Genomic DNA, 23,234 nt, shown 5'->3' with positions numbered 1-23,234 from the left:
AAATCCTCTGGTCTTAGCAGACATAAGTGATAATAACACAAATTAATGGCGTAAAAACATGGAAATTTTGTAGATATAAGTCTTGGATAGTCTATGTTTTTTAGCTCTAGCAAGCAAAAGTTAAATTATCTCAATAGTTGCCCAGATTTCTGGAGACAAAAGACTATATTTAACTATATCTGACTATATTTGTTTACAATCTTTATTATAGAAGTTTAAATTGGGATAGGTTTTCCCTACTTATTAGTTCTATTAAACTGCTAGTAATTATTTATATCATATTTTTTATTGATCAGCAAGTTGATTTTTTCTCCGATTGCAATTAATTTTGTTATGCCGTTTCACTTTTAAGGATGTCACAAATAGCTTCAAAGTTATTATGTCAAATAATCCGTTGAAAGTCTTGAAAACTCAAAGTTTTCTGTCTATTAAATCTAACTTTTAACTTTTAACTTTTAACTTTTGACTTCCGTGAAACGGTATTAGTTTATATTATTTTGGGGTTGATTAGCTTTAAGCTGTAGTTGTCTGGTTTGCTCTAAAATTTTTTCGATATCTTCGTCACTCATCCGCATCACATAGTTAATTTTTACTTCTTCAAGAAGGGCTGATACTAAGGATTGAAGTTCTTCTAATGTGTGTTCTTGTTGTAATTCTGTACTTAGTGCTTTACCGAAGTTTTGAACTAGCTGGTTAGATAATTTTGTTCCTACTGGATCTGCCATTGCTATTTTAATTGTTTCATAAGCATTTTGCGGTCCTTCGGTAGCAAGATTGGATAATTCTTTGATTAATCTTTCTGATAGTTGGTTTGCTAAGTTTTCTACTCCTGGTATTTGCTGAAATCTCTGAAAAGCTGGTGATTCTTCTACTATTTTCTCTACATTGTAACGGATTAAAGCTTCTATATCTGGTTGTAATTGAGGTATGACTTTACAAACAGTTACTTGTACTAATCTAGTAGCGATCGCTTCGATTTCATTAATGTTATTTAGATCGATATAAGTTTTTTCTTGAGAGGAAAATATTTGCTTTGCTAATTCTCCTGTTTTGACATCTTTTTGCACCTGATTAATTACTTGCATTATTACTACTTCTGTTAGTTCTTGAGCAATAGAAGCAAGAAAACCTCGACTAGCTTGTGCCCTGATTGTTTCTAGGTCTATAATTTGAGCATCATTGAGACGAATTGTTACAGGAATTATTCGTAAAATCTGTAGAAATGGTAATAGTAGAAAAATGTCATACCAACGCCATAGGGTTGCTTCTAGCCAATTTACACTAGGATAACGGCGACTAATTAAGAATGTTCTGGCTAGAAATTCAATACCAAATATCATGATGAATGGGAAGTCAATTATGCCAAAATAATCAGCTAGTCCTCCACTTTCACCGATACCACGATAATAATTTTTAGCAATTAATGGTTGTATTTCTGTTTCAAACCATTTAAGTTCTTCAGTTAATTCATTTTGTGTTAAATATTGTTCACTCCAGAAAGTTCTAAATGATTCTTTGGCTGAGTCTTCGGGATTACGAATTCGGTCTCTAATCCGATTTTTTATTTTTTCTAAAGAACCGCTTTTGTTAGCAACTGCAAAAGGATTTTGATCTATCATTTCTGCACTAAGTTCTCGTAATTCTGCCAACTCTTCTTGTACTATTAAAGAACCAGTACCTTGAGAAATTTGATTTTTCAACTCTTGAAGGTGAGTTAAATATTTTTCTGTATCTCTGTTAGGTTCAATTCCTTTTATTGGGTCATATATTTTTGTGAGCATTGGGATCTGCTCAAAATAAAAATCACGAAAGGTAATATAGGTCATGTTAAATAGCACTAGAATAAAATTTACTAGGACTAAGATTGCCATGATTCTTTCAAATATTGAAACTTTGCGAATTTTCCGACGAATCTTTTTTGTAGTTGTCATTGATGATTTGATTTATTTGTTTTGATATATAGCAATAGACAAATAGGACGCGGACATAGAGTAAAGACGATCCGAATCAGGAGAAATGTTTTTCCACTGTTCTTTGTTCCCTGATATATTTTATATTTTTTCAGATTAAGGTATGTTTGAAACTTTTCTATATCTTTAATTTTTTTGATCAATAATACTTTATGCCAGTTTGAAAAAAGAATGTTAGAAAAAGGTGCGTCTCGATCAGCCTGAAAAGGAGCTTCTCCAATTCATTTTAGACAGTTATATTTATAAGAATCTGATTTGAGTTGTGAGATATTGTAGATTTTAGGGAATAAGTAATAGGGAACACCAAAGCTGGGAATGAGAAACACTGAAGCAATAAAATTATCACAAATGATTTAGGATTGCTATATATATACATTAGACAAATGTTTGCTACAAATAGCTAGATATTTCTTACAAGTCAGGCTGATTATTCGTAACATTCTTTTTTCAAAATGGTATACCTTCTTTGGCGTTTGACAATAAATTTGAGTGAAAAGGGAGTGGAGAATAAAACATAGAGGAATGTCCGCGCCCTATTTACGTGGTACTATATAGTCAGAAAAAATAATTTCAAGAAAAAATGAGACCCTGGGGTCTCACTACTCAACTCACTATTTGGCAAAGATAGCAATATTTGACATCTCCAGGGGTTGAAACACCCTAGATTCTGTGGTTAGTCCACCGCAAATATAAATCCACATTTACTTAAAGCCTGTCAACAGACTCCTAAACTCCTCGGCATAGACTATACTCTAGCTGTGAGCTTACTTTTTTTTTGTAGCTTTCACGAGTGGTTTTACTCAAGATGTTGGAGCAATCTTCTCGCTGCTCTAGCTGCCTACTTGCTTTTCCTGCGGAATGCTGCGCAAACAGCCGTCGTAGGAAGCATTTTCCCCGTCTCCTGTCTGCCGGAATTTCACCGCAAAGCGCGGTCATGTCATGGCGACAAACCTTATTCTTACTCACTATTTCTAGTATAGCAGAATTTTTCTCCGGGTTAAAACCCGCGTGTCGTTATTCATCCAGCCGTTAAAACAGGCGCTGCGTACTTCCTCCCGTCATTTTTTATGTTTACTTCTTAAGATATTTATATTTTAAAGATCCAAAAGCTTTTAAATGGTTACTCCTTCTTGACGAGCAGCATGGGCAACTGCACCTGCAACAGCAGTAGCTACCCTAGTATCAAAGACCGAAGGAATAATATTTTCTTTGTCTAGGTCTGAAACTTTGACTAATGAGGCGATCGCTCTAGCAGCTTCTAAATACATTGTAGATGTGAGAGTAGTGGCCCGACAATCTAAGGCACCGCGAAATATGCCGGGAAATGCCAAAACATTATTAATTTGATTTGGGTAATCACTGCGGCCTGTGGCCATGACTGCCACATCCCCTGTAATTAACTCTGGTTGTATTTCCGGAATAGGATTAGCCATAGCAAATACTATAGGGTCTTTAGCCATAGAACGGACCATTTCTGGAGTAACAACTCCTGGAGCACTTACACCTAAAAATACATCAGCACCTACCAAAGCGTCTGCTAGAGTACCTGAAGACTCAACAGCAAATTCTTGTTTTTCTGGGTTTAAACCTGCACGACCTTTTGATACTATACCTTTAGAGTCACATAAGCAAATTTTATTGGTTCCTGCTTTGCGTAACAAACGAGCGATCGCTATTCCTGCAGCACCAGCTCCATTAATTACAATACGAATATCTTCTATAGATTTTTTGACCAATTTTAAAGCATTAATCAATGCAGCTAAACTAACTATTGCAGTACCGTGTTGGTCGTCGTGAAATACTGGAATGTCTAATATTTGGCGTAGTTTGGCTTCTATTTCAAAACAACGAGGGGCAGCAATATCTTCTAAGTTTACTCCTCCAAATACAGGAGCAATATTTTTAACTGTTTCGATAATAGCATCAGTGTCTTGAGTAGCGAGACAGACCGGAAAAGCATCTACTCCAGCAAATTCTTTAAATAGCATGGCCTTACCTTCCATTACTGGTAAGGCTCCTCCTGGACCTAGATTACCTAATCCTAAAACTGCACTACCATCTGTAACAATGGCTACTGTATTTTGTTTAATAGTGAGTTTATAGATTTGTTCGGGGTCTTCTGCAATTGCTTTGGATATTCTGCCTACTCCTGGGGTATAGGCCATTGATAGATCAGATTGGGACTTTAGTGGTATTTTACCTTGGACTGTTATTTTACCACCACGATGTAAATTGAAGGTTCTGTCATAGACATCAACTACTTTTATTTCTGTTAATGCTTTAACCGCTTGGACAATTTTCTCGGAATGTTCGGTACTATAGGCATCAACTGTAATTTCTCTGAGTGTAATTCGGCGACTTTGCTCTAGTAAGTTAATGTGGCCTATATTACCTCCTTCTGATGCGATGGCTTGGGTAACGCTGGCCAACATTCCGGTGCGGTTAGGAGTTTCGAGGCGAATTGTTAGACTAAATGAGGGATTAGGTGTTAGTTGTACCATGTTAGGTTTGTTCTAGGTTTTGATTTCTAGATTTTAGTATTATCGTAGTTAATGTTAAGTCTGATTTAGCATTTCTTGGGTTTAATCAGGATTTTCTTCATTTATGGTTTTATTACTCTTGAGTAATGGAGTAACTGAAACTATAAAATGTCAATAATTAACCTTCTCTACTAGATAATTAAGAGACTGATATAGTTAAGTAAATCTAAAAAAAAGAATAGGTAGTAGGTTGGAGGGAATACTGAATCATATACAACTATTAACCAGAAAAAAATCCTCTAACAATGTTGACTAAAATATAGTTATTCTCCAAAAGTAGGGAACAGGGAACAGGGAAGAATAAAAAAACGAGTATATATGAATATGATAACTGGCATATTCTATGCTTTCAAAAAATGCCTCAATTATCATAACTGATTCCTTATTTTTATATAAAATAGATAATTTTCAGGTTGCTACAAGTTATAAATTTATGAAGAATATTAGGATATGGAATTATGCAACTTGAAAAGATTTAGTGGGTGTTATTTTATCCAAAATACTCTTGAAATTTGCCGATTTTTGGGGAGAGGAAAAATTTGAAATGGAAACTATGACTGTTTGATGTCAAAAGTATGTGAAGCTAGATTAATATTTTTTGGCTGATATATTCTTCAGTCATACTGACAAAAATCACTAAATTTTCTAGAGTTGGAAGCTGAATATTAGTTTCTGTCTTTAGAGAGGTGAAAAATAGTTGGGAAATTTTATGATTTTTGGGGAGAGGAAAAATTTGAAATGGAAACTATGACTATTTGATGTCAAAAGTATGTGAAGCTAGATTAATATTTCTTGGCTAATATATTCTTCAGTCATACTGAAAAAAATCACTAAATTTTCTAGAGTTGGAAGCTGAATATTAGTTTCTATCTTTAGAGAGGTGAAAAGTAGTTGGAAAATTTTCTGATTTTTGGGGAGCTGGATATTAGTTTCTATCTCTAGAGAAGGGAGGTGAAAAATAGTTGGAAAACTTCCTGATTTTTGGGGAGAGGAAAAATTTGAAATGGAAACTATGACTGTTTGATGTCAAAAGTATGTGAAGCTAGATTAATATTTCTTGGCTAATATATTCTTCAGTCATACTGAAAAAAATCACTAAATTTTCTAGAGTTGGAAGCTGAATATTAGTTTCTATCTTTAGAGAGGTGAAAAGTAGTTGGAAAATTTTCTGATTTTTGGGGAGCTGGATATTAGTTTCTATCTCTAGAGAAGGGAGGTGAAAAATAGTTGGAAAACTTCCTGATTTTTGGGGAGAGGAAAAATTTGAAATGGAAACTATGACTGTTTGATGTCAAAAGTATGTGAAGCTAGATTAATATTTCTTGGCTAATATATTCTTCAGTCATACTGAAAAAAATCACTAAATTTTCTAGAGTTGGAAGCTGAATATTAGTTTCTATCTTTAGAGAGGTGAAAAGTAGTTGGAAAATTTTCTGATTTTTGGGGAGCTGGATATTAGTTTCTATCTCTAGAGAAGGGAGGTGAAAAATAGTTGGAAAACTTCCTGATTTTTGGGGAGAGGAAAAATTTGAAATGGAAACTATGACTGTTTGATGTCAAAAGAATCTGAAGCTAGATTAATATTTCTTGGCTAATATATTCTACTAAGTCATACTGAAAAAAGTCACTAAATTCTCTAGAGCTGGAAACTGAATATTAGTTTCTATCTTTGTCGTTTTTCCTGTTCTCTAATATCCGAAATTTGTGTATATTACTAATTTTAAAAATCCTATATTTATTTCCCAAATAATTAAGGTTTAAAGCCTCTCATTTAAAGGATAAACAAGAAAAAATTTTCCTTTGAATCAATCCTCTCCTTGAAAATAAGAGGTAATTATTAATTATTAATTATTAATTATTAATTGTTGATTGTATGTTTTTAAAACTCAGGCTAAAAAAAATTATCAAATTATCTATAGTAGGAAGCTTAATATTAGTTTGTATGTCTATAGATGTCAAAAAAGTCAGAAGTTTTTGTGGCTTTTTTGTGGCAAAAGTTGATGCTGAAATGTTTAATAACCGCTCACAAGTGGCGATCCCTCATCAAGATAATCAAACAACTTACAGTTTAGCTTTTGATTATAAGGGGGAACCTGAAGAGTTTGCGCTAATTTTACCAGTACCAGTTGTACTAAAAAAGCAAGATGTAAGAGTTATTTCACCAAAACTTTTTCAACGCTTAGATGATTTTACTGCTCCTAGATTAGTTGTATATGATTTTTTTGAAGGTAATGGTCCTAGAGGTGGTCTTAGAGGTAGGGAAGATTCAAATTTAGTTATACCCCGCCAAAATGTAACAGTTCTTGAAAATTTTACAGTGGGAGAATATGATGTTGTTATTTTAAGTGCAACAGAGTCGAATTCTTTGGAAAGTTGGTTAAGGGATAATCAGTATAAAATTCCTCGGGGTGCTGCTAAATATCTGAAACCTTATATTAATAAGAAACTTTTCTTTTTTGTGGTAAGGGTTAACTTAGAAGCACAAGAAAAACTAGGTTTTCAAAATTTAAGACCTCTTCAGTTTACTGTTAAGAATTATCCTCAGATTATGTTACCTTTTCAATTAGGAAAAATTAATTCAGAGGATACTCAAAATGTCATTGTTTATTTTTTGAGTGAAACTGGTCGTGCTGAAGTTAGTAATTATGAAAATGTGGTGATTCCTAGTAACTTTGATGTACCACTAAACATAGAGTCGAAATTTAGCGAATTTTATCGAGAATTGTTGACTTCAACTATTCAAGCTACAAACAAAGAAATTGCAGTCATTGAATATGCTTGGGATACAGGTTTTTGTGACCCGTGTAATACAATACCGTTAAATTCTCAAGAGTTGAATGAGTTGGGTATGAACTACGAACAAGCATTTATCACCAGATTACATTTACAGTATACAAAGAACACTTATAATCAAGATTTAGAATTTACGATTACCTCCGATCAAACTCTCTATCAAGGAAGATATATCTTGTTACCACGTTACTACCATGAAGGTAGAAACGATGAAGGTACTAACTATTTCGACGGCAAAGTTAAAGTTAAAAATCCTTCTGGTAAAGTTATTTCGGAGGTTGAACTAAAAACAATATTTGAAAAGTTTTAGATATCAAAAGTATCTAACTATATGGAAAAATTAGTCTAGATTTTGATTCGATAAATCTATAGGAAAAATTTTACACATCATATACTGTGGTAAAATTTCTCTGGCTTGATCAACACAATCTCTAAATTTTTCCTCTTCATAATTTTGAGAATTAGTCCCCTCTGTTTCTTTCAATGGATTTACACAAATAGCAATTTTTCCTACTCCTCCCATTAAAGACATTACTCGATTTTTGAGACTGTCAATATCTTGAATTAGTCGATCTGCTTCCAATATAGAAGGAGCGATAATAAAAAAAGTTTTGACTCCAAGAGAGTCGGGAGCAAAGCCAAAACTACACTCACCTAATAAGGATTGAGTGGAAAGACTTAAAGATTCATAGAAGAGATTAATTAGTGCTTGATAGAAAGATTCACTTAGGGAATGATCGTCAAAAGTTGGCTTAGATAACATAATTAATGTCCTCAAGTATGATTGTCAATAATTTTAACATTTCTTAAAATTGTCTGTCGATCATTTTTTTATACTTATTATTAAAATCACAAAACTATCAGATAATTATTGCTAATCTCAATATTTCAAGTTAAATTGGAGGTAAACATTTCCTGCGGAATGCTGCGCAAACAGCAGTCAGCTATCAGCTATCAGCTATTAATTTATTATCTTAGAAGGAGAATTCAAAATGATGTTTATGCAGCATTCACCAGGAAAGAAAAAGGTAACAAGCTAACCTTAGTATATTATTACGCTCAAAAGCTGTTTGCGCAGCATGACAAACGGAAATGCTATTTGCTAATAGCTGAATTTTTACAATTGGAGATTCAACATTCAGAATCCAATACCTTAAAAAAACTACATTAATACTACAGTTAAAAAACTAGCTACAAAGTAGAAATAAATTATATTAGGTAAGTATTTGTGCCCAATTAATTTAACATTATTATAGATCAAATACTAAATCTGGGAACAGAAAATATATCTGATACTAAATCTAGTTATTATTGCCTGCCTAATTAACCTAAATTAAACTTTTTTGAAAATTACCTTACTCTGACAAATTTTGCATAAGCACTTAAATAGTAGTATAGGGCTTTGGTGAATCAAGCTATGAAACCTAAATTTGGCCAAATATCAAATGCTTTTCAGTTAATAGTTTGGCAATTGCCATTAAAGCACAATCATAGCCACGCATCACCAATGCCAAATATAGCAGTTCCCAAGAAGCATGAAGTACAAAATTCCTTATCTAGTTAAATATTTAAGATAAGTTGATCGGATATCAGTGCTTTTTTTTATAGCAGAAAATTATTATCTATAGAAATTTAAAATCTTAAACATAATGATTAATTCTATTCTTGAACAACTAAAAAGTAAATTTGACAAAGCTATAATTGCTGCTTTTGGTCAAGATTTAGCCAATACAGATCCAATGGTCGTTCCAGCTAGTAATCCCAAATTTGGAGATTATCAATGTAACGTAGCAATGTCTTTAGCTAAGAAATTAAAGAATAAACCAAGAGCGATCGCTAGTCAAATTATCGAAAAGCTCGACATTAACGATATATGTAAGCCTCCAGAAATTGCTGGACCAGGCTTTATAAATATTACCCTCAAACCAGAATATATAGAAGTTCATTTACAACAGATTATCAAAGATGAACGACTCAGTATTTCCCCTACAAAAAATCCACAGCGAGTTGTCATTGATTTTTCTAGTCCCAATATTGCGAAAGAAATGCACGTTGGACATTTACGTTCAACAATTATTGGAGATTCTTTGGCAAGGGTTCTAGAATTTCAGGGACATGATGTACTCAGGTTAAATCATGTGGGAGACTGGGGTACTCAGTTTGGAATGTTAATTACTTATTTACGAGAAGCTTTTCCGGAAGCTTTAAAAACTGCTGATGTTTTAGATATAGGAGATTTAGTTGCTTTTTATCGACAGGCAAAAAAAAGGTTTGATGAGGATGAAATTTTTAAGGAAAAATCGAGAGAAGAAGTAGTAAATTTGCAAGCTGGTGCGGAGGATAGTCGTTATGCTTGGCAACTTTTATGTAATCAATCTCGCCGGGAATTTCAGGTTATTTATGACTTACTTGATATTGAGTTAAATGAGCGGGGAGAATCTTTTTATAATTCTATGTTGTCTGGGGTTGTTGAAGAGTTAAATAAGTTAAGTTTATTGGAGGAAAATAATGGTGCTCAATGTGTATTTTTAGAGGGATTTAGTAATAAGGAAGGCGAGCGTTTACCGTTAATTGTACAAAAATCTGATGGTGGTTATAATTATGCAACTACTGATTTAGCTGCTTTATGTCATCGGATTGAAAAAGAGGGTGCAAAGCGATTAATTTACGTTACGGATGCTGGTCAAGCTAATCATTTTTCTCAAGTTTGGCAAGTGGCAAAACGTGCTAATTGGATTCCAGAAAATGTGCATGTTGTTCATGTTTCTTTTGGTTTGGTATTAGGAGAAGATGGGAAGAAGTTAAAGACTCGTTCTGGGGAAACTGTTAGGTTAAAAGATTTATTAGATGAGGCTATAAATAGGGCACGGAATGATTTGGAAAAGAGGCTGAAAGATGAGAGTCGTTCGGAGAGTGATGAGTTTATTGAAAATATAGCTAAAGTTGTTGGTTTAAGTGCTGTGAAATATGCAGATTTGAGTCAAAATCGGAATAGTAATTATGTTTTTAGTTTTGATAAAATGTTGGCTTTGAATGGAAATACTGCTCCTTATTTGTTATATGCTTATGTGCGGGTAAAAGGAATTGCTCGGAAGGGAGAAATTGAGTTTGAAAAGTTGAGAGAGGATGGCAAAATAATCTTGAAAGATGAGCAAGAGTTGGTGTTAGGAAAACATCTATTATTGTTGAATGAAGTGTTAAATATGGTGGCTGTTGAATTATTGCCTAATCGTCTTTGTGAATATTTATATGAATTGAGTGGAAAGTTTAATCAATTTTTTGAGAATTGCCCAGTTTTAACTTCAGAAGAACCTTCGCGTACTTCTAGATTATTATTATGTGACTTGACTGCTAGAACTCTAAAGTTAGGATTATCTTTGCTTGGAATTTCTGTTTTAGAAAGAATGTAATTTATAGAACCCATTTAGTATCTTTGTAGGTGGTACAGGTTTTTGACAAAAGAGTCATACCATTTCTCAAAAACTTTTCTACATTTTGTTGAATAGGGGACCCACCCCTAACCCCTCCGGTGGAGGGGAAATAGGGGAGTGGGGGAGTGGACTCACCCCTCACCCCTCCCCCTCCGGTGGAGGGGAGGCAAACATAAGAATAATTAACATTAACGCAAGCTGAAATTAGCTTGCATTGTGATTTTTCTTGTGTTAATTAGTTGACAACTGAAGTACTTCTCAAGTATAGCAACAGTTTTGGGAATTGGTATCAGGGGTCAGGAGTTAGGAGAGCGAGAAATAGAATAGGGAAAAAGGTGGAAATTTTCCCCCAGAAGAACCATCTCCCCATCTCCTGATATTTAAGTACATAAATAGACATCTCCAATCATCAAAAATAAAATCAATTATTGCACTTTTATCCATCAATTCTTTCCCCTGTCGTAGTAAAAATATAAATAGGGCTTGCTGATTAAATCTCAAAGTATTGACATCTAAAGAAAAGTGCCTTTTTGGGCTTGGAAAAAGTGCGCCTGTTTCAGTCTAAAACGCTCAAAAAGGAGCGTATTTTAGGCCCATAGTTAAGCAGAACAATCTTGGGACAAAACTTAGCTCCTGTCTCCTCGCTCATTCCCATTTCTCCTGTTTCCCCCTCCTGGGAAGGGGAGGGGCGAGGGGTGGGTTGTCTCCTGTCTCCTACCCCTACTAAAAGACTTTTTCAGCAAACCCTAAATAATTAACACGCTATTGGGGTGCTAATTATCAAAAAGGTCTAATTACTTAATGTGGGTTACAACTAAAATTTATTGTCAAATACCAAAATACGTAGTGCTATAGCAGAAGGAAGAAGGTGTTTAATTATCTAGGGGAAAAGGAAAAATCTGGCGTTGTCTGAGTTTTAAGCTTTTGATATGTCCGCGCCCTTTGCTTCCACTGCTATACATCAAACTAGATACTACCCATCGGGCAACCTCTACATTTTTTAGTCAAGAATTATATGGGCTAATGTGCTAAATTCGTCTTTCATTTTTATGGCTTACTTCTAATAGCTAAATGCTGAATACTTACTGTGATTTTCACCTCAATTTAATTGTTTTATTTCTTCCTAAAGCTTGAGAACTTGATGTATTTAACGGAGAGTATTTTTGATTTTAAATTTAATTAGATATTATATCCGGACTTACACACCACAAAAGCTGAAACAATTTTCAAATCTCATACCAATCCTGCCTAAGTAAACTTATACTCAAAAAAATCAAAGTAAAAAGCGGTGTATAGGATTTGAGGAGATAAGGTAAATACCTTTCTTGGGAATTGCTATAAAATTCGACTAATTACTGAAGTATTGAAGTTGGACTTAAGTATAGCATTATTTTTGGTAATTGGTATAACTACTTTGAATTTTTGCCTCAATACTCAATTTTTTCTAGCTAATTAACTCCTCGCTATGAAAACTTCACCATAACTTCACAAATTTCGGTAAAACTTCTGATATTCTACTTATAATGTGTATTATAATTACAGGTAAATACAATTTTATGCTCTACCAAAAAATTATGATACTAGGTTAATAATTTTAATATTCTCTTGGTTGAAAATTTCATTATTAACTGAATTGATTAATTTAACCTCCTGCAATTGGGAAAACAGTCAGGAATCCAAGTATTATACCAAATTTCAAAAAGATAGTTACAGTAGAAGTGAGTACAAAACTGTTAATAAACTTGCTCAGACAACAGGAAGCAAATATAAAAATGCCTGTCTGTCAAAACACAATTATCTAGTTGACAGAACTCTGCTAAGTAAATGATAGAGGCATTTTAGTCTTATATAAAAGAAATAGTATGAATCCATGGCTTCTAACTACTGACTACTAGCAACCCCATACTTTGTAGCAATATTTTTTGACACTGGTATTAAATAACCCAATTCATGGGTGCTAAATCTACACTTCAATTAAGTTCGGTAACTATACATTAGCTTCACTATATAATCATGGTTAAAAAAACAGTATTAATAGTAGATGACTGCAAAATTGTCAGAAAACTAGGTTCACACATTCTTGCCAAAATGGGATTAAATATTATACTGGCAAGTAATGGTTTAGAAGCACTAGAAAAAATCAAACTAGAAAGTCCTGATTTAGTACTTTTAGACATTATTATGCCAAAAATGAATGGCTATTCAGTTTGTCGTCAAATTAAATCAGAGCCGACAATAATGAATATACCTGTAATTTTTTGCTCTAGTAAAAATGAGGAAGTTGATGTATATTGGGCAATGAAACAAGGGGCTAATGGTTATATTAGCAAACCTGTAAAAAAATATGAGTTAATGGCAATAATGGCCAGGTTTAATATCATTGCAAATGTCAAGAACAAATATAGCTATAGCGACCAGTTTCTTTATAAGCAAGGTTGTGTGAGAATTTTATCCCCAGAAATAGAATCTAATTCTAATTCTTATAAATTTTGTACCACTTAGATTTGCCGATAAATTGCTCAAAATATTGACAGTTAATCAATTAAGCAGAGATTACTTCAACATTTAGATTTAAAATATTAACAGTGAGTTAAATGTTTGAGGGAATAGGAAACAAAGGAAGATAATTGGAGAGTTTTTATTGTTGAAAAAATGATCTTAGGGAGCGACTCAAGATGAGCTTTTCAAGCCTAGATAAGTTATACAAAGCAATTAGCACCTTAGCTATAAGCTTTTTCACTTTTCTAGATCGGAGTTGTTGGAGTGACTTGGTCGATATACAGCAATCTTATTTGAGTTGTGAGATATTGTAGATTTTAGGGAATTAGGGAATAGGGAATGAGAAACACTTAAGCAATTAAATTATCACAAATAATTTAGGATTTTTATATATAGTCTTTTCAGTTCAATGAGAGATCAAATTTAGGGTTTTAGACAATAATAATTTACCCGCCTAACTGCACGATATATTCGATAAAACTTACTGTCAATTCAGTGATCAATTATTCGTACCTTTCTTCTAAAATAGGGAGAGTTGAAGTGTAGGATTTTCTTTTCTATCTCCTTAAAAGGGGAGGCTTAATAGCAATTCAAAAAAAGAATACTATACTTAAGTTGTACTTCAATTATTAAGTAATTAACACAGACTAAATAACTTTTTTGATAATTGTTAGCTAGTTATTGTTAATTATGCTTATTTTTACTTCTCCCTGTACGGACGTTGCATGCAACGTTCCTACTCACTCCCCTATTTCCCCTCCTGGGAGGGGTTAGGGGTGGGTCCCCCGCAATGCGAAAATGTAGCAAACATTTATCAAATTGGTATAAGACCTTATTTTTTGTATAGCAATGCGCGCTCAGGTATTTACAACTTAGAGCTATTAAGTGCAGTAAGCGAAAAGATATACAAAAAATAATGTGTAAATATGCCAGAGTGCATTGCTATAAATTCAGCTATAAGTATTCAGCATTTCCGTTTGTCATGCGACGCAAACAGATGCATGAACGTACAGGACTATTAAGGTTAGCTAGTGACCTTTTTCTTTTCTGCGGAATGCTGCACAAACATAATTTTGAATTTCTCTTTCTAAGATAATAAGTTTATAGCTGATAGCTAATAATTGACTGCTGTTTGCGCAGCATTCCGCAGGAAATGCTTACTATTTTTTTGAGCAAAAGACACTTAAATTTAAATTTTGAGAAATTAGTTCTAAGAGAAATAAACCTACTACAGAATTTCCTTGTTTATCTAGAGGAGGACTATAACAAACAATTATTCCTGTACTAGGAACTACTCCCAAAACAATTCCACTTACACTAGACTTAATTGGAATTCCTATTTTTACAGCATAACAACTTGATGCTTCATACAAACCACAAGTAGTCATTAGTGCTTTAACTGTACAACAGTGTTTTTTCCATTCAGAATTAGGATATTTTACTAACAACATTCCTAGATTAGCTAAATCAAAGGTTGTGCCAGATAAACAACAGATTTGATTATAAGTATCTAGAGCAATTTTCGAGTCTTGAATATAACCCGCTTCTACCAATTTTTCAGCTATAGCTTGATTATTCTGATTAGGTAAAGACCTAACAGAAGCTAATATATTTGTATCTAAAAATAATTGACATTTTCCATACTCGTTTAGCCAAGAACAAAAATTTTCACAGCGCTCTTCAGAAGTATTTCCTGGTAGTAACGATGATAAAGCGATCGCTCCACTATTAATCATTGGATTTCTTGGCCATCCACCATCAATTTCTAGTTGTTCTAAAGAATTGAAAGGCTTTTCTGAAGATTCTATTCCTACTCTTTTAAAGACAAAATTACTGCCAAATTCACATAATAAATACAACAGCAAAAAAGGTTTAATTGCACTCATTAGAGACAAATTTATTTCTACATTGCCTAATGAGATAATCTGATTTTCAATACTTTGTAAAACTATGGCAAAATTATTAGGGTTAGCTTCAGCAAGTGAAGGAATATAAGTAGGTAAATAACCTAGTTTTGTTTGAGTTAATGCTGTTTCTACCCAAGCTGCTAATTGTTGTTTGTCAATGGCTAACATTATTAAATTACCGAATAATTAATAATTAAATAATTCTGGTTTAAGAGCTGATTTGTAAACTGAGTTGAAACTGATTTATAGCATGGGTTTGTCGAAAATTATGCCCTGGGGGCTTAGATAGTGTCGAAACCTTACCGAAAAATTGTGGTTTAAAGCCTCCCCTTTTAAGGGGATGAAAAAATATTTAACTCAGTATTTCAAGCCTCCGACTAAAGTAGGAGGTTCACTGATAACTGTTAGCGTAGCTCCTCCGTAGGAGGCTAACTGATAACTGAAATGACACTGTAAAGCATTTATCCTCATTAATATTTACTTTATAAATTAGCTCTAAAGCCTCCCCTTTTAAGGGGAAAAAAAAGAGAATATTCCTTATATTCAATTCCGTAACGGTTTTAACCAGAGGTAATTATCCATTATCCATTATCCATTAATGAAGATCGGGTTTTATTATTGTTATCTTTTGGTTTTGGGTTTAATTACCAAATAATTAAGGTTTAAAGCCTCTCCTTTAAAAGATAAAAAAGCGGTCGTTTCGCTACGCGACATGAAAAGCGCAGCTTTCCGTAGGGTGGGATGGCGAAGTCTCCTCGCCATATCCAATCAACCAAGAGAAGAAAAAAAATTCCTTTTAATCAATTCTCTTCTTTCCAAAGAGAGTTCAACAATGAATAATGAATAATGAATAATGAATAATTACCTCTCCTTGAAAGAAGAGGATTGACAAAGAGATGAAAATTTTTCTTTATTATCCCCTTAAAAGGGGAGGCTTTAAACCACAATTTTTCGGTAATAATTAATAATTAATAATTAATAATTAATAATTAATTGTTGAACCGCCGTCTACACGGTTTTGACAATTGGTTGAGGTTTGAGTCCCTATCCACTTTTTCCTTCTTCCTTCTTACTTCTTCCTTCTTAAATTAGAACAGATTTTAATTATAATAATAGTTAAGTAAAAAATATATATAACTGATGAAAAAGGTCATTGTTATTACAGGGATTAGCCGTGGTTTAGGTAAAGCTATGACTGATGAATTTATTAGGTTAGGCCATACTATTATCGGTTGTGCTCGTTCTGCATCTGCTGTTGAAACATTAACTACTAAATATGGTAATCCACATCAGTTTACTTGTGTGAATGTAGCAGATGAAAAATCTGTGCGAGAGTGGACAGCTAAAACATTAGGTAATTATTCACCGCCAGATTTATTAATAAATAATGCCGCTATAATTAATCAACCAGGGTCTGTTTGGGAAGTTGATAGTGAGGAATTTTCACAATTAATTGATATTAATATTAAGGGTGTGGCAAATGTGATGCGTCATTTTCTCCCTGCTATGATTTCTAGAAAGAGTGGAATAATTGTTAATTTTAGTTCTGGGTGGGGACGTTCTAGTTCTCCACAAATGGGACCTTATTGTGCTTCAAAATGGGCAATTGAGGGTTTGACCCGTACTTTAGCCCAAGAGTTACCGTCAGGAATGGCCGCTATTCCTTTGAACCCTGGAGTTATTCATACTGAGATGTTAGACATTTGTTTTGGGGAGGCAGCAAAGTCCTGTACTCCTGTGCATTCTTGGGTAAAGAAAGCTGTTCCTTTTTTGTTGAAGCTCAAATCTAGTGATAATGGAATGCCTTTAACTGTGTCTTAAGTCTGATATTTCTAGAAAGTGACGTAGAGTTATTTCTGTACCTGAATTTTCTATAATTAATTAGCAGCTTCGTTTTTCTCAACTTAGATTAAACATGAGGAAATCTAAGTTTTTTTTCAGACTTTTCAGCCTTCTGCCTTTTTCCTTCTTACTTCTTAAATTAAATGCGGATGAAGGGACTTGAACCCCCACTTCCGAAGAAACTAGAACCTAAATCTAGCGCGTCTACCAATTCCGCCACATCCGCATAATTTTAATATAACACACAAATCAGAAATTTTTACAATGACTGACAATTTTTTATTATAGAACCCAAATGGGTTCTTTTCTTGAAATACAAAGGCTGACAGAAAGCCGTTTTCACCCAGCCTAACAACTATAAGGGTTGCTGGAAACTGAAAAATTATGAACTTAGGACTATAAAAGCCTGTCGCAACTTATTACTCTATTAACTTGTTCTCTGTCAATAGCCATAAAAACTTTAAGCATTTCTGCTTGTCTAAAATTTATCGTTTTGAGATTATTCACCAATGCCAAAAATGTAAATATTCTGGATGATATTAACGTAAATACTTGCTTGTAGCTTGATTCAATCCAGAATCTTTTACTTTTAAATACAATATTGGCACAATACTTTATGTACAAACTATGATACCAAATGCCTGAAATAACGCAAGTGCGTGAAATATTTTGTAATAATTTGGGGAAAATCGGAACTTGTTTGATTAAAATAAATAATTTTAATTACTGAGGTGATAAGTTAAATCTATAGTTTTCCCTTCTTGTCTAATTTTGAGGGGTGAAACTACTTTTGGATGATTGGCGATCGCCTGACTGACAAAAAAGAGAAAATTTAAAGATACACTTAGGGGTTCTATAAAGGAGGGAACAGGGAACAGTGGAAAAAGCATTTCTGGCGTCTCAGGTTCATTATCAATCTCTGTCCTAAGCAACTCTTTCCTTGCTATAACTTTTTTTTCTCCCGCAAAATATAAGCCTTCATGTAACCTTTGCCTTTAATATCAATCAATCCCCGCTCCGCAAATAAAAATTTGTGCTGTAAAATCTGATAGGTATCTTCTGTCACTTGGATAACACCTGGTATACCATGAGACTCCATACGACTAGCAATATTCACAGTATCACCCCATAAATCGTATATAAATTTTTTACGTCCAATAACACCAGCGACGACTGGGCCAGTATTTATACCAATACGAATATTAAAGTTTTGTTCCTGTTGATCAGCAAAATGGGCTACTTCCTGCAACATATCTATAGCCATTAGAGCGATCGCCTCAGCATGATTTTCCATTGGGTCTGGCAACCCACCCACAACCATATAAGCATCTCCAATAGTTTTAATTTTCTCCAAACCATATTTTTCTGCTAGTAAATCAAACCTGGAAAAAATCTCATTTAACCAATAAACTAATCTTTGAGGAGTTGCACGACCTGCTAACTCAGTAAACCCTACTAAATCTGCAAATAAAACTGTAACTTCTGCAAATCCTTCTGCAATTGTACTATCACCTTCTTTTAATCTATCAGCAATAGGTTTCGGCAAAATATTTAACAACAATTTTTCTGACTTTTCTCGTTCTAGGAGCAAAGCTGTTTCTGCTTTTTTACGTTCAGTTATATCACGACAAAGAGCCAAGATTAATTTGCCATTGCCTGCTTTTAATAAACCTAAACGTATCTCTACTGGAAAAGTTGTACGATTTTTGCGACGATGAATTCCCTCTATAGTCATTGGTCTGCCAAGAATCAAATTTTTCCATTTTTTAGGAAACCCTTGATAGACAAAATTTTCTTCAATATCTTCTACATATAAATTCAATAGTTCTTGACGAGAATATCCCAAACTTTTACAGGTACTTTGATTTACATCAATAATTTTTCCTTCTAAATCGTGAATAATAAAAGCATCTGCTGCTTGTTCCATTACTGCTCTAAATCTTTCCTCACTTTCTCGTAATGCCGCCTCTGCTAATTTTCGCTCAGTAATATCTCTTAAAGCTGCCACTCCATTTTGATTACCTCTGTATAAAAAAACCTTAGACTCAACTTCTAAAGGAAAAGTTGAACCATCTTTTCTAACCCCAATTACTTCATAGGCTTTTTCTGAGCCAGAAGTCATTTTTTCAACTATTAAGTCGTGGTATTCTGGAACAATTAATTCCCATCCACTCATACCCACCATTTCTGATAATTCATATCCAAACATATTGGCAGCAGCAATATTTGTATCCATAATTTTTTCTTGTTCATGGATAATAATTCCTTCAAAGGTAGCTCTCGATAAACTCCGAAATCTTTGCTCATTTTCCTTGAGCTTTATTTCTGATTCCTTTCTATCTGTAATATCTCTAAAAGTTCCTGTGTAAAAAGTTTTTTGATTAAATTTTGCTTCTCTAACTGCAATTTCCATCGGAAATAAGGAACCATCTGCACGAATACCAACTAATTCGTAAAGGTTTCCACTATAAGCAATTTTAGATATCATTAATTCTATATATTTAATTTGCTTATTAATTTTTTTTTGTGTCTCCGACTCTGTTTGACTATCTACTAAATTCTCCTCTAGTAAATGCAAAAAGCTAGGAAAGGGAAATTGCCAATTTTCCGGTTGAATATCTTGTAAATCAAATACATAACAATAATCTATAAATTCCTGAGTAGAATAGGCAATAAAGTTGGGATTAACCCATAGTTTTAATGATTCTTCTATTAATTCTTCTGGTGCCATTAATAAATAATCGGCATCCATTTTTTCCAAAGTTAATGGATTAATAGTAAAGTCAAATATTTGATAAATAGACTTCCCTACTAAATCTTGATTTTTGTAGGCAAAAATTTTCTCACCACTAGGATTTATACTAATAATTTCTAGCTCTGGTTTAGTAAAAGTAATAATTGCATCTGTCGCCACTTTAATAATGGCATCATTTCTCGCAGTAACTTCCTCCAAAGCATTCATTACCTGATTGTAGCGCTCGGCAATTTGACCTACTTCTGTAAAAGGTTCTACAGGTACTCGCAAACTTAAATCTTGTGTACGAGCTTGAGAATCCATTACTCTAAATAAGTCTAATATTTCTGTTTTCGCTTGATGCTCCGAAACATTTAAACCGATATTTTCATCCGCTTCTGAAACTCGGAATAAATAAAGTTTATTTGTAATAAATAAAATTGGATATACCAAACAAAATCCTAATAAAAAAGCTGCCAAAATTCCTAATAGCTGAACTGTCAATTGTTGGCTAAAACTAAGACCAGTATCTAAAACCTCTGCCTTCCCAAAAAAAGCTACTGCTAAAGTTCCCCAAATACCTGCACCAAGGTGAACTGGAATAGCTCCAACAGCATCATCAACTCGAATTTTTTCTAAAGCTTGCTCTACCAACATAGTGACTATGGCAGAAATAATACCAATCAAAATAGCAGAAAAAGCCGTAACAGCATGACAAGCTGCTGTAATGCCAACTAAACCAGAAAGAGTACCATTAATTAGTCCCTCAACACTGGGTATTCCTCTGATATACCAAGTAATACCAAGAGTAATAATCATTCCTGCTGCACTAGCAAGAATTGTATTGACAATAATTCCTGCTACTTGTTCGTTTAATGCCAAGGTACTTCCACCATTAAACCCAAACCAACCAAACCAAATCAGCATTGCCCCCAAAACCGATAGGGGTAAATTAGAACCATGAATTTTTTCTGGTGGACGACCAGGAGGAAATCTACCTGTTCGAGGACCAATAACTAATAAAGTTGCCAGAGATACCCACCCACCAATACTATGGACAACACTCGAACCTGCAAAGTCAACAAAACCATTATGTCCAAGCCAACCTGTTAATATACCAATATCAGCTCCATTCCAAACCCAATGACCAAATATGGGATAGACTAAACCTGAAACTAGGGAGGCAACAAATAGATAGGAGGAATACTTCATCCGTTCAGCTACTGCACCAGAAACGATAGTCGTAGCTGTACCACAGAACATTAATTGAAATAAAAAGAAGGCCGCGTCAAAAGCTTGTAGATCGGTTGCCAGGAAAAATTTACTATGGCCAATTATTCCAGAAGATGAAGCCCCAAACATAAAGGCAAATCCAAAACTCCAAAAACAGGTAACTGAAATACCAAAATCAGTTAAATTTTTAATTGCAACGTTAATGCTATTTTTTGACCTGGTGAGTCCTGACTCTAAACACATAAATCCAGGCTGCATGATAAATACTAACCCAGAACAAAGTAATATCCACAAAATATCAATAGCTTCGTAGGTAGGTTGAGGTGGGGAAGTTGATATACTTTTCAGTCTGGGTTGATTTTTTCTAGGAATAACAGTTTGAGTATTATGGAAATTTTGGGGTTCTATAAACTGAAATTCTGGGGATATATCAAAGCAAGAATTTTCTAAGTCTAAATTATAAATTTGCTGTATTGTACCTTCTTTTATCTGATTTGATAATTGATTATTTTGTATATATTTATCTATTAGTGACCCATGTAAAATAGTTAATGCTAGGGTTAGGAAGAATAAAATAATCCCTAAAATGGATTTTCGACGCATGGCTTCGGTTCTTAGACTTTTATTTTGTTGGTTTTGAAGAGGAAGCCTTGGGGTTGATGGCTATTTAATGTAGCAAAAAATATTTGAGGTTTGGCAAAGCAAAATATTTTAAATCTATAAATATATAAATTTGTGGAGAATTGTTCACTTGATTCAACTTAATTCTCAAGTGAATTACATCTATAATTTTTAAGAAGATAGAATTCTTGGTATGAGAGTTAGTTAGTTGGTATAATTGCTATTTTCCAGTATGGTTTATTATATTTTTAGATCAGCATATCATATTTTTCGCCTAAAATAGTATTTACATTTGATATATGAATAGAAAATTAGATGTTTGAGGTAATAGGAAATAGAAGGAGATAATACGCGAATTTTTGCTAGAAGAAAAAAATTATCCAATAATTAAGACTTAAAGCTTCTACGCATCAAGGAAAAACAGAAAAAAATCATTTTATTCGATCCTATAGTTTTTAAGGGAAGGTCATTTCAGTTAGCCTCCTCCGGAGGAACTTTCCTACGGAATGCTACGCAAACGTTAACAGTTATCAGTTATTAGTTAGCCTCCTATAGTCGGAACTGCGTAAATTTTAGAGACTATTTGCCCAATCAAATAAGTATTAAAAGATTATGGCTCAAGATTCATATAAAAGTAGGAAGGAGTCTAAGGATTGAAATCCGAATTACACATTAGTGTATCGGTATTCAGAATTCTAAGTTGACAGATAGAAAGTAGTTCTGTGAAAAGAACACTCCTCCGTTCCCTATTACCCATTTTCTTTTTTATATTTCCTGATACATTCAATCTATTAATTATTAATTATTCATTTTTTTCAACTAATTTGGAGCAGAACATCAAATACAAAACTTTTCAAGTAAGTGAAGTCCAACGGCAGAATAACAATATTCTTCCATTAAAATTATGATTGTCTGTACATCATAAACCAGCAATATATTGTATTTCTAAAAATGCAGTTATTAACTACTAATTATTTCCATGCTCAATTTCTCTCTAGACATATACATTGGTTTTTTTTAAATTGCTTTAGTAAAAAGGATTTGTCAATAGTTGTAAATATATATCAGTCGAAGGAAAGGTTAGGGCAAATAAAAAGCTTAAAACTCAGACAATGTAAGATTTTTCCTTCTTGATTCTGCTATGCAAATAATTTTACCAAATAATTAAGTTTTAAAGTCTCTCCTTTAAAGGAGAAAAGCAGCCGAACTTTGGAGCTTCCCGTAGGGTGGGATGGCGAGAAAACCTGCGCCAGATCCAATCGACCAAGAGAAAAAAAATTTTCACGCTCCGCATCAATCATCTTCTTTTTAAGGAGAGATAACTGTTAATAATTAATAATTAATTATTAATTGTTGAAATACCTACTTAATACATTCATAGATAAAACAAAGCAATCAGCAATTTTTACTTTTTCGCCGATCGCTTTATATAAAGTTGACATATTTTTGATAAATTATGGTTAGATAGCCAGTCTATTCCAAGAAAGCAAAAGTTTAAGTCTTTTACCGAAAAATTGGGTTTAAAGCCTTGCCCTTTTAGGGCAACTTTATGTTATACTTATAAAAGCGCAAAGGTATTCAACCGCTCTAAAAACCTATAGCTACCTAACTTGTAGCGTTTGCACCTTGAAAACTAGAGTTAGGGGGTTTTGCACAGGAATGCT

Annotated in this window: 11 protein-coding genes and 1 tRNA gene; 5 read left to right on the top strand and 7 right to left on the bottom strand. The window is 33.5% G+C overall.

Going from position 1 to position 23,234, the window contains the following annotated elements; translation table 11 throughout:
* Nucleotides 1–482 precede the first annotated feature (482 nt).
* Both F6K15_RS17460 and F6K15_RS17455 read right to left on the bottom strand, forming a co-directional pair.
* A complete protein-coding gene (locus F6K15_RS17460) occupies nucleotides 483–1,781 on the bottom strand; it encodes a hypothetical protein (protein ID WP_363268165.1) in 1,299 nt (432 codons plus the stop codon).
* A 1,301-nt stretch (nucleotides 1,782–3,082) separates the two neighbouring features.
* Nucleotides 3,083–4,471: a malic enzyme-like NAD(P)-binding protein gene (locus F6K15_RS17455; RefSeq protein ID WP_293062799.1), complete on the bottom strand. Its 1,389-nt coding sequence runs from the start codon at nucleotides 4,469–4,471 to the stop codon at nucleotides 3,083–3,085.
* Nucleotides 4,472–6,383: 1,912 nt separating this feature from the next.
* Here F6K15_RS17455 and F6K15_RS17450 point away from each other — a divergent pair.
* Entirely contained in the window at nucleotides 6,384–7,613 is a 1,230-nt protein-coding gene (locus F6K15_RS17450; protein ID WP_293062798.1) for a DUF2330 domain-containing protein, read from the top strand.
* Between the two features lie 30 nt (nucleotides 7,614–7,643).
* Here the strand turns inward: F6K15_RS17450 and F6K15_RS17445 are convergent, their stop codons facing one another.
* The gene (locus F6K15_RS17445) at nucleotides 7,644–8,066 is read right to left on the bottom strand and encodes a hypothetical protein (protein WP_293062797.1); all 423 of its coding nucleotides are present in this window, start codon (nucleotides 8,064–8,066) and stop codon (nucleotides 7,644–7,646) included.
* A gap of 654 nt (nucleotides 8,067–8,720) precedes the next feature.
* Between F6K15_RS17445 and F6K15_RS17440 the strand changes: the two genes are divergently transcribed.
* From F6K15_RS17440 to F6K15_RS17430, 3 genes are all read left to right on the top strand, one after another.
* On the top strand, nucleotides 8,721–8,867 hold the full coding sequence (locus F6K15_RS17440) for a hypothetical protein (RefSeq protein WP_293062795.1): 147 nt from the start codon (nucleotides 8,721–8,723) through the stop codon (nucleotides 8,865–8,867).
* 88 nt (nucleotides 8,868–8,955) lie between these two features.
* On the top strand, nucleotides 8,956–10,713 hold the full coding sequence (gene argS / locus F6K15_RS17435) for an arginine--tRNA ligase (protein ID WP_293062865.1): 1,758 nt from the start codon (nucleotides 8,956–8,958) through the stop codon (nucleotides 10,711–10,713).
* Nucleotides 10,714–12,747: 2,034 nt separating this feature from the next.
* The gene (locus tag F6K15_RS17430; RefSeq protein WP_293062793.1) at nucleotides 12,748–13,236 is read left to right on the top strand and encodes a PleD family two-component system response regulator; all 489 of its coding nucleotides are present in this window, start codon (nucleotides 12,748–12,750) and stop codon (nucleotides 13,234–13,236) included.
* A gap of 1,157 nt (nucleotides 13,237–14,393) precedes the next feature.
* On the opposite strand, the gene F6K15_RS17425 is transcribed toward F6K15_RS17430, so the two are convergent.
* Complete coding sequence (locus F6K15_RS17425) at nucleotides 14,394–15,308, bottom strand: glutaminase (RefSeq protein ID WP_293062791.1); 915 nt, start codon at nucleotides 15,306–15,308, stop codon at nucleotides 14,394–14,396.
* Between the two features lie 972 nt (nucleotides 15,309–16,280).
* Between F6K15_RS17425 and F6K15_RS17420 the strand changes: the two genes are divergently transcribed.
* A complete protein-coding gene (locus tag F6K15_RS17420) occupies nucleotides 16,281–16,961 on the top strand; it encodes an SDR family oxidoreductase (protein ID WP_293062789.1) in 681 nt (226 codons plus the stop codon).
* 165 nt (nucleotides 16,962–17,126) lie between these two features.
* Here the strand turns inward: F6K15_RS17420 and F6K15_RS17415 are convergent.
* From F6K15_RS17415 to amt, 3 genes are all read right to left on the bottom strand, one after another.
* Nucleotides 17,127–17,208: transfer RNA gene (locus F6K15_RS17415), tRNA-Leu, on the bottom strand.
* A gap of 493 nt (nucleotides 17,209–17,701) precedes the next feature.
* Nucleotides 17,702–17,872, bottom strand: coding sequence for a hypothetical protein (locus F6K15_RS17410; protein ID WP_287521635.1), 171 nt, complete (start codon nucleotides 17,870–17,872; stop codon nucleotides 17,702–17,704).
* Between the two features lie 53 nt (nucleotides 17,873–17,925).
* The gene (gene amt, locus F6K15_RS17405) at nucleotides 17,926–21,552 is read right to left on the bottom strand and encodes an ammonium transporter (protein WP_293062786.1); all 3,627 of its coding nucleotides are present in this window, start codon (nucleotides 21,550–21,552) and stop codon (nucleotides 17,926–17,928) included.
* Between the last annotated feature and the right edge of the window lie 1,682 nt (nucleotides 21,553–23,234).

This window comes from Okeania sp. SIO2B3 (genome assembly GCF_010672525.1).
Classification (GTDB): Bacteria; Cyanobacteriota; Cyanobacteriia; order Cyanobacteriales; family Microcoleaceae; genus Okeania.
This window is presented reverse-complemented; position numbering and strand designations above follow the sequence as displayed.

Coding starts and splice junctions, on each gene's coding strand:
- F6K15_RS17460 (WP_363268165.1), bottom strand. CDS start 1,781: ATGCTCACAAAAATATATGACCCAATAAAAGGAATTGAACCTAACAGA.
- F6K15_RS17455 (WP_293062799.1), bottom strand. CDS start 4,471: ATGGTACAACTAACACCTAATCCCTCATTTAGTCTAACAATTCGCCTC.
- F6K15_RS17450 (WP_293062798.1), top strand. CDS start 6,384: ATGTTTTTAAAACTCAGGCTAAAAAAAATTATCAAATTATCTATAGTA.
- F6K15_RS17445 (WP_293062797.1), bottom strand. CDS start 8,066: ATGTTATCTAAGCCAACTTTTGACGATCATTCCCTAAGTGAATCTTTC.
- F6K15_RS17440 (WP_293062795.1), top strand. CDS start 8,721: ATGAAACCTAAATTTGGCCAAATATCAAATGCTTTTCAGTTAATAGTT.
- F6K15_RS17430 (WP_293062793.1), top strand. CDS start 12,748: ATGGTTAAAAAAACAGTATTAATAGTAGATGACTGCAAAATTGTCAGA.
- F6K15_RS17425 (WP_293062791.1), bottom strand. CDS start 15,308: ATGTTAGCCATTGACAAACAACAATTAGCAGCTTGGGTAGAAACAGCA.
- F6K15_RS17420 (WP_293062789.1), top strand. CDS start 16,281: ATGAAAAAGGTCATTGTTATTACAGGGATTAGCCGTGGTTTAGGTAAA.
- F6K15_RS17410 (WP_287521635.1), bottom strand. CDS start 17,872: ATGCTTTTTCCACTGTTCCCTGTTCCCTCCTTTATAGAACCCCTAAGT.
- amt (WP_293062786.1), bottom strand. CDS start 21,552: ATGCGTCGAAAATCCATTTTAGGGATTATTTTATTCTTCCTAACCCTA.